Source organism: Bacillus sp. F56 (genome assembly GCF_001748205.1).
Classification (GTDB): Bacteria; Bacillota; Bacilli; order Bacillales; family Bacillaceae; genus Bacillus; species Bacillus stercoris.
Map to the genome: position 1 here is coordinate 660160 of NZ_BDFC01000005.1, position 17892 is coordinate 678051.

Annotated in this window: 16 protein-coding genes and 1 pseudogene; 1 reads left to right on the forward strand and 16 read right to left on the reverse strand. The window is 39.1% G+C overall.

Annotated features, from left to right (window positions below):
- Positions 1-4: 4 nt before the first annotated feature.
- The 11 genes and pseudogenes from BFW96_RS08025 to prkA all read right to left on the reverse strand — a co-directional run bounded on the left by BFW96_RS08025 (position 5) and on the right by prkA (position 9152).
- Positions 5-703, reverse strand: a complete 699-nt coding sequence (locus BFW96_RS08025) for an ABC transporter ATP-binding protein (protein ID WP_069839138.1) — start codon at positions 701-703, stop codon at positions 5-7.
- Position 704: 1 nt separating this feature from the next.
- The gene (locus BFW96_RS08030; protein ID WP_003233424.1) at positions 705-1070 is read right to left on the reverse strand and encodes a GntR family transcriptional regulator; all 366 of its coding nucleotides are present in this window, start codon (positions 1068-1070) and stop codon (positions 705-707) included.
- Between the two features lie 2 nt (positions 1071-1072).
- Positions 1073-1834, reverse strand: a complete 762-nt coding sequence (locus tag BFW96_RS08035; protein ID WP_069839139.1) for a hypothetical protein — start codon at positions 1832-1834, stop codon at positions 1073-1075.
- A gap of 9 nt (positions 1835-1843) precedes the next feature.
- A pseudogene (locus BFW96_RS20990) lies at positions 1844-1995 on the reverse strand (hypothetical protein); the annotation flags it as partial.
- Positions 1995-2369, reverse strand: coding sequence for a hypothetical protein (locus BFW96_RS08040; RefSeq protein ID WP_069149250.1), 375 nt, complete (start codon positions 2367-2369; stop codon positions 1995-1997). The gene BFW96_RS08040 and the pseudogene BFW96_RS20990, both read right to left, overlap by 1 nt.
- 12 nt (positions 2370-2381) lie before the next feature.
- The gene (locus tag BFW96_RS08045) at positions 2382-2912 is read right to left on the reverse strand and encodes an NAD(P)H-dependent oxidoreductase (RefSeq protein WP_069839140.1); all 531 of its coding nucleotides are present in this window, start codon (positions 2910-2912) and stop codon (positions 2382-2384) included.
- Between the two features lie 22 nt (positions 2913-2934).
- Positions 2935-4533, reverse strand: a complete 1599-nt coding sequence (locus tag BFW96_RS08050) for an MFS transporter (protein WP_069839141.1) — start codon at positions 4531-4533, stop codon at positions 2935-2937.
- A 40-nt stretch (positions 4534-4573) separates the two neighbouring features.
- Positions 4574-5239, reverse strand: a complete 666-nt coding sequence (locus BFW96_RS08055) for a biotin/lipoyl-containing protein (RefSeq protein ID WP_014476241.1) — start codon at positions 5237-5239, stop codon at positions 4574-4576.
- Positions 5240-5274: 35 nt separating this feature from the next.
- Positions 5275-5739, reverse strand: a complete 465-nt coding sequence (locus tag BFW96_RS08060; protein WP_003233431.1) for a MarR family transcriptional regulator — start codon at positions 5737-5739, stop codon at positions 5275-5277.
- Between the two features lie 159 nt (positions 5740-5898).
- Positions 5899-7077, reverse strand: coding sequence for a sporulation protein YhbH (yhbH, locus tag BFW96_RS08070; protein WP_069839143.1), 1179 nt, complete (start codon positions 7075-7077; stop codon positions 5899-5901).
- Between the two features lie 179 nt (positions 7078-7256).
- The gene (gene prkA / locus BFW96_RS08075) at positions 7257-9152 is read right to left on the reverse strand and encodes a serine/threonine protein kinase PrkA (RefSeq protein WP_003224051.1); all 1896 of its coding nucleotides are present in this window, start codon (positions 9150-9152) and stop codon (positions 7257-7259) included.
- Positions 9153-10131: 979 nt separating this feature from the next.
- Between prkA and BFW96_RS21435 the strand changes: the two genes are divergently transcribed.
- The gene (locus BFW96_RS21435; RefSeq protein WP_139123528.1) at positions 10132-10371 is read left to right on the forward strand and encodes a hypothetical protein; all 240 of its coding nucleotides are present in this window, start codon (positions 10132-10134) and stop codon (positions 10369-10371) included.
- Between the two features lie 381 nt (positions 10372-10752).
- Here BFW96_RS21435 and BFW96_RS08080 read toward each other — a convergent pair whose 3' ends face one another.
- From BFW96_RS08080 to BFW96_RS08100, 5 genes are all read right to left on the reverse strand, one after another.
- Positions 10753-11685: an agmatinase family protein gene (locus BFW96_RS08080; RefSeq protein WP_069839144.1), complete on the reverse strand. Its 933-nt coding sequence runs from the start codon at positions 11683-11685 to the stop codon at positions 10753-10755.
- A gap of 4 nt (positions 11686-11689) precedes the next feature.
- Entirely contained in the window at positions 11690-13978 is a 2289-nt protein-coding gene (locus tag BFW96_RS08085; RefSeq protein ID WP_069839145.1) for a hypothetical protein, read from the reverse strand.
- A 12-nt stretch (positions 13979-13990) separates the two neighbouring features.
- Positions 13991-15235: an ATP-grasp domain-containing protein gene (locus BFW96_RS08090; protein WP_069839146.1), complete on the reverse strand. Its 1245-nt coding sequence runs from the start codon at positions 15233-15235 to the stop codon at positions 13991-13993.
- On the reverse strand, positions 15228-16463 hold the full coding sequence (locus BFW96_RS08095) for an MFS transporter (RefSeq protein ID WP_069839147.1): 1236 nt from the start codon (positions 16461-16463) through the stop codon (positions 15228-15230). Before BFW96_RS08095 ends, BFW96_RS08090 begins: the two co-directional genes overlap by 8 nt.
- Positions 16464-16524: 61 nt before the next feature.
- Positions 16525-17688, reverse strand: a complete 1164-nt coding sequence (locus BFW96_RS08100) for a radical SAM protein (protein ID WP_052245544.1) — start codon at positions 17686-17688, stop codon at positions 16525-16527.
- Positions 17689-17892 lie beyond the last annotated feature (204 nt).

The following is a 17892-nucleotide window of genomic DNA, read 5'->3' on the forward strand; positions in this document are numbered from 1 at the left end:
CTTTCTAGCAAACTTCCATTTTTGATTTAAACCATTGCAAAACAGACATACCTTCCTGTTCACGAATATCTTCTACTTCACGCTGCGCCACTTTTTCTCCATTTGCGAGTATGATGACTTCGTCTAACAACGTCTCAATTTCATCAATTTCATGTGTCGCGATCACGACGATCTGCTGCTCAAAATCAATGTACGACACAAGGCTGTTTACGATGGAGTCCCTCACCATCGGATCAAGCCCCGAAAAAGGTTCATCAAGCAAGATGACGTCTGCCTGTCTCGCTAAAGCAAGAACGATTTTCAGCCTGCCCCGATTTCCTTTTGATAGCTTTTTGATCTTTTTTTCCGGATCCAGCTGCATCTCATTCAATAGTCTATAAGCTTGTTCTGTTTGAAAATCAGGAAACTGCGACTGATAAAAATTCACCATATCTTTGACAGTGAAATCCGGATAAAACATATCAAGCTCAGTAAGATAAGCCGTTTGACGCACCATATCTCTCGTAGCCTGTTTTCCATCTGCTTTCACAAACCCTGAAGTCGGAAACAAAAGGCCAGCCATCATTTTCAGGGTCGTTGACTTGCCGCTGCCGTTCGGTCCGATCAGGCCATAAATCCGTCCAGATGATAGGGTAAATGACACATCATTGACGGCCGTATGGCGGCCATATTTTTTTGATACGTGTTCTAGCTTGATTTCCATTTTAGCCTCCCTCTGTGAATGTTTTAATCCCTTCTAACATTTCCTCTTTCGTGAGCCCCAGCTCTTTCATTTGCTTGACAAATCCTTCCAGCACTTCTCGTGTCAACTTGTCTTTCAGCTCGTCTACGATTTCTGCTTTTTCCGCAATAAACGTCCCTTGACCTCTTCTTGTCTCCACAATACCCAGCCTTTCCATTTCACTGTAAGTTCTTTGAATTGTATTGGGATTTACCTTAGTTTGAATCGCCATTTCTCTTACTGAAGGAAGCTTGTCTCCTGGGAGCAGCTCCTTCCTGACCAGCCTATAAAAGATCTGATCAGCGATCTGCAGATAAATCGGTTTCGAGGATTGAAATTGATTATCCATATTTACACCTCTACTTTACGATCAAGCAGTTTTGAAGCCATGATGAGCAGCAAGAACGTGATGACTAAGGTAATAGGAAACCCTAGCACAGACAGATGGATAGGTTTTAATTCCAATTTCCAAACGTTATGGAAGTGGAAATCAAAATTGCAATAGACTGTTACCGGCCAGAAATGCTTTTGAGATTCAACCAAAGGGCTTATGATGTATTCATCGTAGAATAACCACACTGCGACCAACAGAACCATCGCAGCCCATCGCATTCCGCGCCAATTCCTGAGAGCGTGAAAAACAGTCCAAAACACGATGACTGTTACTGACATATCTAACGAAGAAATAAGCCCATACATATTCAGCAAAGCCACTGTACTCGTTATATCAACTTGATGCTCCAGCAGATTTTTTACAGAGAGCATATGATACATCCATATTCCATAGGCTGTTAATGCCAACTGAATCACAAATTGATAGAGCAAAGATGCTGCCAATTTAGAAGAAAACAGCCATAAGCCGCCATTTGGATTGTACAGCCAAAGCTGTGATTTCCCTTCCTTGCGAAGGTGATAAAACACAAAAACAGGAGATAAGAAAAGCAGAAAAAAAGCAACTGCAACAAAAAACCCAAAAACGACTAGAGGTTCTTTCGTGCGAGAAGCTATAATATGGCCTGTTCCCAATAAGAAAATGATTCCGCATATCCATACTAGCAGCCACATTCTTGAAAGCTTGATATCTTTCTTTAATAAACCTAAAAAAGAATTCATGTCTTTACCTCCCGGAAGAATCCTCGGTGTATGAGTAACATAGTACACTAGTTCAAAATGAAATACAACATATTCCATGGATTTATTTGATAAAAAACATAATTGATGTAAACAGCAAAAAAGGCAAACCCGCCATGAGTAAACGGATTTGCCTTTTTCATTATTTTTTCTTGTTTTTCATAGAGAGCAGCGCATCACGATAGCTGCGGTCCTGCATTTTGTCACTTTCCTCAGTGACCTCTTCTTCTGCCTGATCTTCGTCAGAATGCTTAAACTTTTGCAGCGCCTGCCTGTAAATATCATCACCCATTGTGTTACGTTTCTCTTTTTGAGAATCATTTTCGACAACAGATGGCGTATGCTCGGCAGCCCTTGCTTCAGCAGGGTATTGCGCTTCGTTTTTTTCCTCTTCTGGAGGTGCGATTCTATCAGTTGCTTCTTGCTTCTCAGGTCCAGGTGAGGCGCTGCGGACATTAAATGTAATAAGGGCCGCAATGACAATGACAGCAGCAATAATTGCTATAATAATGGCCATTTCAACCTCTCCTTACTGTCCTGCTGTTAGGTTTCCTGTGACTTGGCTGACACGTCTTCCCAACGCGCGTCCAAGCTGAATACCTTCCTCAGACATTAACTCATCACTATCAACCGGACAAGTGACGCCTGCTCCGTAATAAGAGCCATAAAGTGCGTTTTCAGGCACGTTGCCAGGCAGTCCGACAACGATCATGCCTTGGTGGAACATCGGCGTGATTAAATTGTGCATTGTCATTTCCAAGCCGCCGTGTGTTGTTGCCGTTGTGCAGAAAACAGCACCGACTTTGTTGATCAGTTCGCCTTCAGCCCACAAGTAACCAAGTCTGTCGATCCAAGCTTTAAGACCGGAGCTGATTGTTCCGAAATGCCCAGGGCATCCCCAAATAATCGCATCCATATCTTTAAGCTTGCGGATATCTGCCTGATCTACATGGTCGATGAATACTTCAGCCGCGTCGTTTTCTCTCGCGCCTTCAGCAATCGCTTCTGCAAGCACTTTAGTATGTTCGCCTTCACTATCATACACTACATAAATTTTCATTCAGGAAACCTCCCTGTACAGATTAAGATTCCTTAGCTTCTTTAGGAGCAGGAAGTAATGAAAGCTCCTCTTTTTTCTTCTTACGCAATTTATCTTTTCTGACGTCACGCAGGAAGATACTTAAAATCAAACCTGCTACACAGAATAAGGTTGCCCACATAAAGGCATCATTTATCCCCATGACATTGGAATCGAGTGACGCGTGTTTATAAATATGTGAGTACACATACGTTTTCGCTGTATCATAAGACACATTCATATTCACCATTAAATTCGAAACTGCATTTTGGAACGCATGGAGGAAGTTCGGGTCCGCCGTGCTCGTTTTATCTGCAATTTGTGAATAATGGAATGTCGTCCGGTTTGTATAAATCGTCGTAATTAAACTTGTACCGATTGATCCGCTGATTTGGCGAAGCGTGTTGCTCATCGCCGTTCCGTGGCTGTTCAGACGGGCAGGAAGCTGGTTCATCCCGGCAGTCATGACTGGCATCATTAAGAGAGACATACCAAATGCACGAATTGAATAGATCAGCATGATGTGCGTATATGGTGTATCAATTGTCAATTGCGTGTATTGATAAGTTGTTACCACTGTCACAAGAAGCCCGATAATCGCAAGCGGTCTCGGTCCGAATTTATCGAACAAAATACCTGAGATCGGTGACATAATCAGCATGACAATCGCACCCGGAAGCAGAAGCAGACCGGATTGAAGTGCCGTAAAGCCGACCAGGTTTTGCAGATAGATCGGTAAAAGAAACATACCTGTGTAAAGTGCCACTGTAATAATGATATTAATGACACTCGAAAGTGAGAAAATGTCATATTTAAACACTCTGAAATCAAGCATTGGATCATCATGGCGCAATTGCTGAACAACAAAAGCAACAATTGCAATGACGCCGATAATAACTGTAGACAGTACAATCGGGTCGGTCCAGCCGTCAGATCCGGCTTCACTGACTCCGTATAATAAGGAGGCGAATCCGACAATCGAGAGAATGGCTCCCAGAGTATCGAGTTTGATTTTTTGCGGCTCCACCATATTTTTAAAGATGAAGAAAGCCACAATGATAACAATTGCGCCGACTGGCACAAGTCCGTAAAACATAATGCGCCATGTATAATGCTCAATAATCCACCCGGAAAGAGTCGGGCCGACCGCTGGAGCAAACATCATCGCAAGCCCGAAAATCCCCATTCCTTTCCCCCTGCTTTCAGGCGGGAAAATTAACAGAATGGTTGTCATAACGAGCGGCTGCAAGATACCTCCGCCCACGGCCTGAATCAAACGGCCGATCAGCATTGTAGAGAAGTTAGGTGCGATACCGCAGACTAACGTACCGAGCGTAAAACAGAACATCGCGACGAGAAAGAGACTCCGTTGGCCAAACCGTGTAATCAGGAAGGCAGATAACGGAATCAATACGCCGTTAACAAGCATGTAACCTGTTGTCAGCCACTGAATCGTCGTTGCACTTACGCCAAATTCAGTCATTAAATGCGGCATTGCAACGTTAAGCAATGTTTGGTTGAGAATTGCCAAAAATAAACCCGCCATTAGCACAATCAGCAATGACATAGGGCTTTTTGCATTTTTTTCTTTGCCTGTAGCCATCTAAGACAACCTCCTTTCATGGTTTGATGACTGATCTGTTTTACTCAGAAATTTTAACAGATGCATTCATACCAGGAAGCACCTTATCAGATGGGTTTTTGATTGAAATTTTCACTGGAATTTTTTGTGTTACTTTTGTGTAGTTTCCGCTTGAATTTGTAGAAGGAAGCATATCAAAAGTTGAGTTAGTCGCATATCCAATTTCTTCTACAGTACCGTCAAATGTTGTATCAGGGTCTCCGTCAACTACTACGTCTACACTATTTCCTACTTCAATATCCGCAATATCTGTTTCTTTAATATTTGCTGTGATGTATAGGTTGTCCATGTCAATCGTTTGTGCAATTGTTGTACCAGCTTGTACGGTTTGTCCGTTTTTCACTTCGTTTTTCACAATTGTTCCATCCATAATGGATTTTACGTCAACAGTTTGTTCACCTTTGATTTTTGCAACTGTGTCGCCTTTTTTCACTGTTTTTCCTTCGTCCAGATCCCAGTCAGATACTTTACCTGCTGCTGGAGCAGTAATAGCAGCCATATCGCCGGCTACTTTTGCTTCATCTGTTTTTACGTAGTTAGTGCTTTGATAATAGTAGTAAGCACCTCCAGCTATAATTGCAAGAACAACAATCAAACCGATAATGTTGGTCAGAATTAAACGTCCTCTGTTCATTTTGTTTTCTCCTTTCGTTTCATCCTCTATCATTTTGCGGAAAGCTGGTGAAAATATGTGAGAAGTTTTTAATTACCGCTTTTTTCTGAACAGCCTTCAGCAAGCTTCGTTAAGCTTCCGGCAAGTTTGCGCAAATACTGCAGCTGGGAGGTATCAAGCTTTTGGTACAAGCCCGCACCCATTTTTGCATATTGCACAGCGGCTTTTTCTATCAGTTCTTCCCCCTCTTCGGTTAACTGAATCATGACGATACGGCGGTCATCCGGACTGTCATATCGATTCATCAATTGGCGCTTATACAGAATATCTGTCATCCGCGTCACAGAAGCAGGCTTAAGATCAAGCGACATTGCCAGCTTGCTTAGCGGGGTGCTTCCGCTTTGATGAATTTTAAACATCAGCAAATATTGAAGGACTGTAATATCAAAAGGCTCAAGCACAATCTCCAATATCTTCTTCTGTTTTTTATAAATCGCCCGAGACGTATCGAAGAGCTGTTCAAAAGTGAGCAAAGCACGTTCTGATTCAGTCAACTCCTTTTCACCTCATTCCTCAATAATAGTTCACAAGATAAAATATTAATAAATGAAAGAAGATTTGTCAAAGGAAAAATTTCTTTTTCCCACGTATTTTTTTCGCAAGCGTTTTCTTACTTTTATTAAATAAAAAAAAGCCCTGAAATGGGCTTTTCATTACGAAAATTGATGGCTTACACCAGACTCTTCATTTCTGAAAAAGCTCTTCAGCGCCTGAAAAACATCAGATTTCTGTTTTAAAATATAGTACTTAAATTTCTCATCTTTCACATTTTTATATGCAGACATTAACGTTGAATGCCTGTTGTACTGATTGACCTCGCCGTAGCAGAATAGATTGGCCTTCTTCATAATATCATTAACCAATTTCACACAGCGCGCGTTGTCAGATGTCAGGTTGTCACCGTCAGAAAAATGAAACGGGTAAATGTTATAGCGAGCGGGATTGTACTTTTCATCAATAAGCTCAAGCGACTTCCGATATACGGAAGAACAAATGGTTCCGCCGCTTTCTCCCTTTGAGAAAAAATCCTCCTCCGAGACAACTCTTGCTTCTGTATGATGGGCAATAAATTCAATTTCCACAGTCTCGTATTTCGTCCGCAAAAAACGGGTCATCCAGAAAAAGAAGCTTCTGGCCATGTATTTTTCCCAAACCCCCATACTGCCGCTTGTATCCATCATTGCTAAAACGACAGCTTTTGATTCAGGCTTTGTGATGTCATTCCACGTCTTATACTTTAGGTCCTCCGGATAAATTGGATAGAACGACGGCTTTCCTGACATTGCGTTTCGTTTAAAGGCTGACATCATTGTTCTTTTCTTATCAATGTTACCGGTTAACCCTGTTTTACGAATATCATTAAACTCAATATCTGTATGAATGATATTGTCCCGCTCTTTTTGCTGGAGATTCGGAAGCTCTAATTCTTTAAAAAGCGCTTCTTCTAAATCCATTAATGAAACTTCCGCTTCATAATAATCCTCGCCTGCCTGATCACCGGCACCCTGCCCTTTTCCTGGTCCTTGTTTTTTGTCTGATCCATCCCGGGCCACAACATCACCAACCTGGCTGTCGCCGTCTCCTTGCCCTACATGTTTATTCTTATCATAGTTGTAACGGATTTTATACTCATCAAGTGAACGGATTGGGATTTTCACTACATCTTTTCCATTAGACATAATAATGCTTTCCTCAGTTACGAGGTCCGGAAGATTGTTTTTGATCGCTTCCTGCACCTTTTTCTGGTGACGCTGCTGGTCATCGAAGCCTTTGCGATGGAGGGACCAGTTTTCCTCAGAAATCAAAAAATGGCCGCTGTCATTTTGGGACATGAATTCCCCTCCTTAACCATTTGTGGTCGTGATACATACGTATTCCGGCTTGTGCCAGATTATGAAACAAGTCTTTCGAAAAGATTTATATTCATCATATGCACAAAAGCACGTTTAATTGACAAACTATTTAGAAAATGGGACAAAATAACCCGCCCTATTCGGACGGGTCACGTTGCTTATCGGTTCAGCAGGCTGCCGACATATTTCAGCAGCTCATTGGCGCTCGTCGAGTTGTAGCCGTGCTCATCAATTAAACGGGCCACGACTTCATTTACCTTTTTCAGCTGCTGCTCATCCGGCGTTTTTGTTGAAGTCGTAATTTTAACGACATCCTTCAGATCAGCAAACAGCTTTTTCTGAATTGCTTCACGCAGTCTTTCATGGGAATTGTAATCAAACCGCTTGCCTTTTCTCGCATAGGCCGAGATGCGGATTAAAATTTCTTCGCGGAACGCTTTTTTGGCGTTTTCCGAAATGCCGATCTGCTCCTCGATGGATCTCATTAGCTTTTCGTCAGGGTTCATTTCTTCTCCTGTCAAAGGATCACGAAGCTTATTTTTATTGCAATAGGCCTCTACGTTATCGAGGTAATTGTCCATAAGTGTTTTTGCTGATTCTTCATACGAATACACAAACGCTTTTTGGACTTCCTTTTTCGCAATGTCGTCATATTCCTTGCGGGCGGCAGAAATAAAATTCAAATACCGCTCCCTGTCCTCGCTTGAAATTGATGGATGCTGATCAAGGCCTTCTTTTAAGGAACGAAGGACATCGAGAGAATTAATTGACTCCATATTTTTTCTGATAATCGTTGAAGAAATCCGGTTGATCACGTACCGCGGATCAATGCCGCTCATTCCTTCATCATTATATTCTTTTTTCATATCCTCAACGTCGACGGAATTATATCCTTCCACACTTTCTCCATCATACAGTCTCATTTTCTTGACCAGATCAATATCCGACCGCTTTGGCTCTTTTAACCGGGTAAGGATTGAGAACATCGCGGCGACCTTCAAAGTATGAGGGGCAATATGAACATCCGACACATCGCTCTCTGCGATCATTTTTTCATAAATTCTCTCTTCCTCAGACACTTTTAAATTATAAGGAACCGGCATCACGATGATTCTCGAGTGCAGGGCTTCATTCTTCTTATTAGAAATGAATGAGCGATACTCCGTTTCATTCGTGTGCGCCACGATCAGCTCATCAGCAGAAATTAACGCAAACCGCCCCGCTTTAAAATTCCCTTCCTGTGTCAATGAAAGCAAATGCCAGAGAAATTTCTCATCACATTTCAGCATCTCCTGAAACTCCATCATCCCGCGGTTCGCTTTATTCAGCTCTCCGTCAAACCGGTAAGCGCGCGGATCTGATTCCGAACCGTACTCGGCGATTGTTGAGAAATCAATACTCCCGGTCAAATCGGCAATATCCTGAGATTTTGGGTCAGATGGACTGAATGTTCCAATTCCCGTACGCTTATCTTCTGAAAAGAAGATGCGCTCCACCTTCACATCCTCAATTCTTCCTCCGTACTCTTCCTCCAGCCTCATGACATTTAAAGGAGAAAGACTCCCCTCTATTCTAATACCGTATTCTCTGTAAAAGTCATCACGTAAATGGTGGGGGATTAAATGTAGAGGGTCCTCGTGCATCGGGCAGCCTTTAATCGCATATACAGCGCCATTATCTGTCAGCGTGTATGCTTCGAGACCTTTTTTAAGCATCGTGACCAACGTGGATTTACCGCCGCTCACAGGTCCCATCAACAATAGAATCCGCTTTCTGACATCTAGACGTTTGGCAGCCGGATGAAAATACTCTTCCACAAGACGCTCCAGAGATTCTTCAAGCCCAAACAGCTCACGGTCAAAAAAACTGTACTTCTTGCGTCCGTCAATCTCCTCTATCCCGCTGTCTTTTATCATATTAAAAACTCGAGAATGAGCAGATTGCGCGACCATCGGATTTTCTTTAATAATCTCCAAATAATCGGCGAAAGTTCCTTCCCATTTCAGCCGCTGCTCTTCCTCTCTGTACTGTTCAATTTTCTTTAATATATCCATAAGGACCTCCTCTATCATGTTTGATACACTATGCAAATAAGGTACTTTGTTACAATCTATGCCGCCAACTCGTGATACATGCTTTGGTTTCTTAAAAATAAAGATACTTATACATCGTTGACAAGGCCGACTGCGACCGTTCATAATAAAGAAAATACAGAATCATCCAGACTCGGACAGCACGGAAAAATTGAGGAGGGGGAGAGACGGTGAAAACAATCATCATGATGGGGGTCATTGTCACTTTTTTAGTATCAATTTTTACTGCAGGATACGATAGCAAGCCTGGAAAAGAATAAAAAAGGGTGCTCCTCATAAGAGCATCCTCAGGCTGTCCAGAAAGCCTAGACAGCCTTTACCTTATAATCCATTCTGTATTAAAATAAAGATAGACTGCAAAAGGACTGTATTTCTCATGACCCATACAAGCAATACTTATCAAAACGCAGCCAAATTTGTTCCCCTCGCCCCACTTGTCGAAGAGAATCATCTGCTTCGACAAATTATTTAGCACTTAAACTCCTTTTGTCATTTGAATAAGTTAAAACTGGCTACAGTAAAAACAAAAGTAGCCCCCCACTTGACCGCTTTTCAGGCCTTCGATCATGCCATAGTGGCAGGAACGCGCCCCCTATTTACCGATTCACTCGCCTAAAGCCACTGCCATCGAGCATAAAGACTCAAGAAAAAGAGATCCACCACAGTACAACTGATCCAGAAAGTGGATATCTATAAAGCTATATTTTTGGCGTCATAGCCCTTAGATGAACAGTGAAAAAAGACAATACATTTGTCAAACTAGCTAACACTTACGCACTAAAAACAACTGATCGCAAAGGGCTATCGTTCATAATAAATCAATCCCCAAATATGTTCCTCATGCCCGCCCGCTTAAGAACTGCATAGACTCAAAAAAAACGAGAACATCATTACTCAACATGTATGGGAAGACCGTAAAGAAAAGGTCAGACAAAATCACTTGTCTGCCGATTTAGGAAAATCCCTATATAATAATAAAAAAGCACAAAAACTTTGCGGATTCAAAACAACTGCAACGGCTTCGATATTGCGGGTTGAGGGGATAACTGAATGTGAACAAGCAAATTCTCCCCAAAGCAGCATGCCGCAATATGAAGATGGTGAATTGATGTATCAAAATTTATATAACAAAAAAGCTTGTAGAAAAATATTTTTTCTACAAGCTGGAAGTGCATCCTGATAACATTTTTTTGTATTGATATAGCGGCCTGATGACAAGTAGTTAGTACTAAATTTCACCTAAATCTCACAGCGGACGATCTTTAGCCGTCCATCTCCTTCACTTTTAACGCTTATATTAAACACCACCCCACTCCTGAGTTTAGAAGTTGTTGTTGCATCTAATGTTTTCGCTATCCTGCTTCTCTGTGATAATCATCATACAATTTTCGAAAATTCCCTAAAAGCATTTTATCTGTTATGGCATCTCAGTTAACAAGCTTCATAGAAATTAAATTCTGCAGCAGTATAACACTCATAATTGTAACTAGTTTATCCCTATTAACCAAAACAACTGAGTTTAAGAATTTTGTGCATACGAAATTAGACACCAATTAACTTTTTAAAAACTTTTTTTCACACACCCAGCTATATAGTTTATAATGATGTTTGCAGCTATATGTGAGGTGAATTGTTGAGATCCCTCAAGCCAAGGACTTACTTCCACAATATCCATACCTACTGTTGGTACAGATGAACAAATCTCAAATACACTATCTATGACCTCATAAGGAAAGAGACCATTAGGATTAGGTACACTGCATCCAGGAGCGTAAGCTTGATCAAAAACATCTATATCAATCGTAAAATAAATCGCGTCAGATTTCTTGAGAACATGATTGACAGCCTGCTCTATTACCGCTCTTCTTCCTTCTCTCCGCAAATCGTATACGGTTTTAATCAAAGCACCTCTTTCTTCTAATTCACGCATATAATAATCTGAATAAATAGGGGCTCCAATTCCGATCAACACTAATGATTCATAATCTATTGAATTTTCAAGGGTTTTGAGCCAATGTCCTGAATGTTCTTTCCCTATAACCGGTTCCCGAAAATCAAAATGAGTGTCAAACATAATGACACCAAATCTCTGATCTATCAGTCTGGTTTTCATTCCTCTAATAATCGGATCTGTAATCGAATGATCACCACCCAAAAAAATCGGTGTCACAATTTCTGATATGCCACTTACAGCCCGCTCAATATTCTGATAAGATTGTTTAATGTCATGAACAATATCTACAAAACCTAAATCGACAAATCTTGTATTTTCAATTGACACTCGTTTATCTGAACAATATAAACTGTAACTATTTAAAGTATCCATAATCATCTGAGGCCCAATTCTCGTACCTGGTCTATGGCTGACAGCGTAATCAAAAGGAATACTCAAAAATTGAAACTCAGCATTGCCTTTCTTATTCTCTAAATTCCAATGATCTGAAATCCATTTTACAGTCTGATCGTTGACAACACGAGTTTTATGAATCTCCATTTTATTATTCACTCCTATTTAGTGTCTGATGTTGAATCCAAAAAGATCGGGCTGCTAAAAATATATCAGTATTTGAGATGAACGCCGCCTGCAGGTTGTATTGATGAATAGAAACGTCTCCAATTTCCATTGTAAATTCTCTTTCTATATGCTGACGTGCTTTTATATCAATTTTTTGAATAGAATGATCTATTTTGAAATTATATTTTGCACTTCTACGTACAGCCAATAATGTATATCCCTTGTATCCATATTCAGAGTCATTGACAATCTTGATTTTCACTTTCACAATACTTTTTTTGCATACCTTATCTTTCAATAAAATGTGCAAAGTTAATAAAGAACTGGGCTTGTCTTCTATTCCGCCACAGTTTGTACATATTCGTTCAATCCGATAAAGTGATGGTTTTATGATATGTTCTAAATATCGATCAACTAACACTTCTCCGCATATATAACACATACCGGTTGTTTCTGCAGGGCGGAGAAGAAAACTTTTTTGATAATGTTCTGAAAATCTAAAAGAATGATTTACAAGTGCGTTCTTCATTTCTTCGGCTATTTCAAAGTCTATTTGATCAACTTCTTTTAAAAACTTATGACAAGACTTGTATAGTTTGTGAATACTAGAGTTATCCGTAAACGAAACTTTAAATAGGCGTGAAATATTTAATAGCCGATTATCTAAATTTTTTTTTCGTCCTTGCAATACTTTATTCGGATATAGTTTAGCAAGGCCTAGAGAAGGAGATAAATTTTGTTCAATTCGCCTATAAGCTCTCGAGATAAATTCAAAAATATCATTGAAATTAATAATTTGAACCTTGGCTTCAACTTTCTGTTCTTCATATCCATAAATAAAAATATAAAGAATCTTGGAGTTATCTGAAAGAACAACAGAAACAAAAAAGTTCTTTACACTCACCTTAACAATAAGCAAAGACTTTTTATAAGCCTCAATAACTTCCTCTGAAGTAGATTGAAAAACACCAAAGCCTGATCTTATCTCCACCATATTACTTCCAAAATTTAGTTCTTCGATTGGTGAAATATCTGGTTTTGAATAAGGCCGTGTTTCAGGATCTCCAATTAATTGAAAAACCCCTTCGGATGGTTCATATTGGTTGAAAAATAAAGATTTATTCAACAGGTAGATTATTTCTCCAAGCGAAAATCCTGCTTTTATTAACCGCAAGTACAAGAGATTCTCTACTCCGTGTCCATCTTTCCATCTTACTGCCCCGATAAAGCTTTCGGCTTTTCCCTCCAAAATCGAATACGCTATATTAAAAATTGAGTCAAAATCACCATTTTTAAATCTAAGTGAGCCGCACGAATTCATAAATATATGACGAGCCTTTATGGAGTACGCCGATAATGCGATTCCGTCTCTTTTAAAAAAACAAGCTTCGTCTTCTTCCATACAGGAAGGAAGTGGTCCTTTTATCAAGTGATGCTCATGATTTAAAAAATAACTTTTGCCACATATATAGTCATTATTAAGATGAACCAGATCACTCATTCCATGGGAAGTAATCGCTAGTATCCCTACTTGATTACGGCGTTCCACAAACTCTTTTGATAACTCTTTATATGGCGGTACAATAAGATCCTTCGGAACAGTCAGCGGCTCATTTAAAAAAGCGTCACATAACAGAGCTTGAGGAGATATCTCAGCTTCAGCATGATAATATCTTTGTTTAGCATCCAAGAATGTCATGATCTCTAAGTTTCTTGCATGTAAAAAACCAAAACTTACTGTTTCTAAATCAAGAAAAATACTTTTTTTCCCTTGAAACTTTTCAAAATTATCATGTAACACAGCAATATCATTATCATCCACTTCTTCTGAAACAATATAAAAACTCTCTGCACCTTCAGGGAATGAAGTATTAGATATATCATGAATACAATCTACAGCAAAAAACTGTCTTCCGTAAGCCAGGGCCCTTAATCCAGCTAAAACTGATCCGCTCCCTACTCCCACTACATATGACTTTGGCAGTTGGTATTTCTTTAATTGTTTGAATAGCTTATATATAAGTGATTCAAGCTCTTTGAACTTCTTCGTTTTGATATATTGATAAAGTTCTAAGGATAGATCCATGTATGCATGACCAACTTTACCTCTATAAATATCCCAAGAGAATCCGTGCATCGTTAATAAGGAGCCCATTGTATCAGGGTGAGTTGTGAGCACAGGAAAAAATTCTGATTCATTTTGTTCGATAAGAGATTTAAGGTAAAGTGCATAGTATTCGATTTCGTTAGTAATCAAAATAAAATGGCGCATCAGTATTGTCCCCTATTCGTGATTAACAATTAGTTTGGCAACCTGCGCAGCGTCATAAGCCTGCTTTAATGCTTCTTCAGGAGAATTCGCTTGTGTGATAATATGGCCTACGATATCTCCATTCGATGTTGGAGGCGAATAAACACTTCCAATTTCACCCGTTATTTCAAGAAATGCGACTCCTTTCCTTCTTAGAATTTCTTCAGGATTTTCAATGCCGCCAAAAACCCCTCTCTCTTTCACCCACAATCCATAAAGAGCCCCTGCTTTTTTAAAGTTTGGACGCCATTCAACATTACTGCCAAGGGCTATCTCCACAACATATTTTAAAGGACTGATACCATAAGCCAATTCAATAACATGACTCCCTACTTTATCACCTATCAGCCTCGGATTTATCTCTATTATTTTCACATTACCATTTTCAATGCGACACTCCGTATGGATAACTCCACAGTCAATTTCAAGACATTGCAGAGCTTTTTTCACTTCATCCAAAAGAGGCTTCGTTTCTTCATCATCTGATGGAAAAGAAGCAGCAACTTCTGCAAAGTGCCCTCTTTCCACTCCTTCAAGTACATTTTTAGTAATACCTATTAACTGAATCTCCCCTCCTTTATGCTGCATTGTTTCGACACTGTACTCCCCTCCAGTAATGTATCCCTCTAACAATACTCCTGCCGCAATTGGCTGTCCCGATTCATTCACCATCCAAGAAGTCGAATGTTCCATATAATTTAGCAGTTCTTTTTCTGAGCCAATTAGTTTTACATGTAAAGAATCATTTAAATCCTGGGGTTTGGCTATAATGGGATATCCCCATTCATTAGCTATTTTCAATGCCTCATGTTTTGTTTTAACCAATTGAAAAGCAGGGTTCAGGTGGGGATAACATTCACTTAATTTTTTTCTCATTTTATATTTATTTCGAACATTTAATGCTGCTTGAAACGATATTCCGGGCAATTTTAAAGTCTCAGCTGCAAGAGCTGCTTGAGGAACATAGAAATCTGCAGTAGTGGTAATTCCATCAATTTGCTTTTCTTGATTCAGGGAAAGAACATTGTTTATCAGTTCTTCATAATTATTAGTATTGCAGACAATAATATTATCAGCTGTGTTCAAAATATCATCTGAATATTGATTGGGATTTCTAACAGCCAAACTTACTGTATACCCTTGGCTTTTTGCGTAATCATTTGCTTTTGCCCCTGCTCCGGTCGTACTGGCTTCAATAAATAAGATATGTTTAGACATTTTTTTCACCTCTGTTCCCATCAATATGATATACATTTTGTTTTGAGAATAAGTTCCTATACCCCCATAAAGAGACAATTAGTAGAATTAGACCCGAATAGAAAATAACCCAGTTTGCAGTAATTGAGAAAAGACTAATTAAGCTTCCAGCGACCAATGCTCCAACAATAGAAGCAGATCTTGATAAGATTGATTCTAGAGCAAACACATGAATCACTTCCTCTTTTTGAACACTTGTTTGCAATAGAGTTCGCACCGCAATGCTATACATCATGTTGAATAAACCTAATATTGCCATTAAGAGATACACTAAAGGAATGGAAGTTGTTATTCCGATGACTATCATACATATTCCCATTCCTAGATAACCACATACTCCTAACGATCGTTCAGAAATACGTATAAAGTTCAATGCAATTAACATGCCTGTACATATTGCAAATATAGACTGAATCATCTCCATATGACCGATTGTAATACTATCGACTTGGAGATATTGCTTAGCATAAACTACAAATATAGCAATAAATATCCCAACAGCGCCTCCTGCTAATGCTTCTCCAAATACTAAAAAGGAAGTTTGTTTTTGCTTGGATACTTGAATACTCATCTTCCAAAAATACGACAGAGTGAACTTACTATTATTTTCTGATACATCCTTAGTAGACTTTATTGATTTGATCATTAACATTACAAAACCTGATACAAAGAAAGTCAAAGCGTTGCAAAAAAAGATCCACTCAAGAGAAAGGTAGTGGTACGCATATCCCCCTAAACCTAACCCAATCGCCATCGCTGTGGCTTCAAAGGTCTGATCAAGTGAATTAAATTTCTTCAATTGACTTTTGTCAACTAATTGAGTGATTAACTCTATTCTTGTAGGCCTAAAAAACGCAGAAAAGATATTGATTAAGAAAAACATACAATAGATAAGATACGTGGAATTATATCCATATATCTCCATGAAGGTAAGAAATAGCAAGATAAAAAAACGACCTGCATCATAAAGTATAACCAATTGTTTAGGACTGAAATATCGACGTAACACCCCTGAGAAAAAACCAAAGAAGTTTGGCAATTCCGTTAGAATAAACACCACGCTTACTTCAAAAGCAGATCCAGTCAAATCAAAAACTAATAAAGGCAAAACAATTAGTAGTAAACTGTCTCCTGCTATAGATATACTTTGACTGCATATTAAAATCCAAGCAGCTCGGTTAGATTTCACAGCTTCACCACCAAAATATACTATGGAGAGAGAAGCTGTAAGAAACTTCTCCCACTATAATTTACTTATCTTGTGAACTGTTCACAAGTTCGTTTTTATTTTCCCTATGATATAGCCCCTTTAAGAGCACTTCATCCACAGCATTGTTTTTTATTTCCCACTCTTTATATTCTTCTAATTTACGGTCAAAACCTTTCAGCTCAGTTTCATCCCAAACCCTGCTGCGAACTTCACAGTGCCCCTCTTGCTCTTCCTCTCGAACATGCTTTGCATATTTCGCATTCCAAATTTCTTCAAGTGTATTCACTCTTATGTGTCCTAAAAAACGACCTAAGCCATTACAATCGTAAACTTCTCCATACAAATTCACAAACAATCCCACATTCACTTGTCTGCATTTATATCCGCCTGCCATTGGCAGCGAAGGAGTATAATCTAACCCAAACTCCTCCCTATCAATCTGATAAAAATGTTCAATAAATTTTTTTGCTCTGTTTTTTTCATAAAGCTTGGATTTTCGATCTGCTAGCCCTTCTGGTATTAAAGTAGAAATATAATGATGAACATTATTTCTTCTGCACCATCGATAAATATGGCTTAAATCATCTATATCTTCGTTTTGAGGCGCAATTACAATATCTATAGCAAGTCTTGTAGGTATACTTTCGGTAAATCCTTTTTTTACAAGTTTATTTAGTATTGTTTCTACATATGCTCCATATCCTTTAACTTTCACAATTTTGTCGTTAACTTCATGGCTTGTCGAGTTGTATTTTAGAAAAATAGTTGCACCTAAGTTATATAATCTGTCTATAGAGGCATCATCAAGATGCCATCCGCTAGTAAAGATAACCGGCGTCATACCGTTCTCATACACAAATTCCATTACCTCCCAGAATCCTTCATCTATCATTGGCTCACCAGATCCAGGGAATTCGACAGTCCGTGCTCCAAGAGCTTTTGCTTGCAGAATCAGATTTTTTCGATCTTCAGTTGTTAATTTTGTGCGCCCCTCCTGCTGAAAACGGTCTGGTGTTCTGTCACAGTAGTAACAATGCAATTGGCATTCACTTGTAAAATCCATGTCCAAAAGTAATAAACGGTTGTTTTTTTTCGCTTCCTCTACCTCTTGTTTAGAAAAATCAATCCCGTTTGCCCATAAAGATTCAATTTTCTTTTTAGCTTCTCTAAGGTGCAGGTCTGTAGTTAACACTTCCTCAAGCATTTCCACTACCCCCTTAAAAATAAATCACATAAATATATTATACATTTAAATATATTATACATTTATTACAATTTTTTCAACGGAATTAATGTGACAATATTTTGACTTATCCGAACGTTTCTAGAAAACACTTTTTGGGGTTATCTTGACATCTCTCCTGTGAAAATATAGTGAAACAGTTAAACAGTAGTCACAATAGAATTG